General features: G+C 33.3%; 2 protein-coding genes. One reads left to right on the forward strand and one right to left on the reverse strand.

Translation table 11 applies throughout. The features are described 5' to 3' along the window. Window positions 1-184: 184 nt before the first annotated feature. Complete coding sequence (locus tag AC1DSL_RS19120; RefSeq protein ID WP_477533463.1) at window positions 185-373, reverse strand: hypothetical protein; 189 nt, start codon at window positions 371-373, stop codon at window positions 185-187. 121 nt (window positions 374-494) lie between these two features. Here AC1DSL_RS19120 and AC1DSL_RS19125 point away from each other — a divergent pair. After that, a partial coding sequence (locus tag AC1DSL_RS19125) for a DUF2187 family protein (RefSeq protein ID WP_477533464.1) occupies window positions 495-663 on the forward strand: 169 nt, incomplete at its 3' end.

Consider the following 663-nt stretch of genomic DNA (forward strand, 5'->3'; position numbering starts at 1 on the left):
GTATGAACGTTTCCAAAACCATTTTCAAGCGCTGACTTAATCATTTTCTCTCTCGTAAGTTCCACTTGCTCAAGAATTGATTCCGGCACGTGATACCTCCTTTACCAAACCCATATTATCCATTATTATACACGAAAATCTTCTCGCAAACACAAGTTTATTCCGACAAAATATGACATTCTTGTTAACTTCGTGCATCAAGATCATAAGTATAGATAACAATTCCGCCCTGTTTAGCAGTTCCTCTTATATGTTTAAAGTCTGCTCTTTGAACCAGTACTTCACGAAATGTCAAAAAATCTTCTTTTTCGATTGTAATGGAGGTTAGCTTACCTACTCTTAAATCCTCTAACTGCTGTTCATATGTATTCATGGAAAGTCTCCCTTTAGTTAAAAATTTGAAATGATTTAAATATGTTTTCAGAAAATACTTTACGTCAGAAAAATTATCATGCACACTATTGAATATGACCGCATTAAGGAGCTGAGTATCTGTGGAAATAGCAACTGTTGGATCAATAATTGAATTCAAAGATGGCTTGCAAGGGATTGTTGAAAAAGTTAATGAAAACTCCGTAATTGTGAATCTTTCCATTATGGAAAATTTCGAAGAACTCGAAATTGAAGAAAAAACAGTTATCAATCATAAACGGTATAAAATAG

Source organism: Paenisporosarcina sp. P4_D4 (assembly GCF_056401835.1).

Excerpts from the sequence above, each read along its gene's own strand:
- AC1DSL_RS19120 (WP_477533463.1), bottom strand. The coding sequence starts at position 373 with ATGAATACATATGAACAGCAGTTAGAGGATTTAAGAGTAGGTAAGCTA.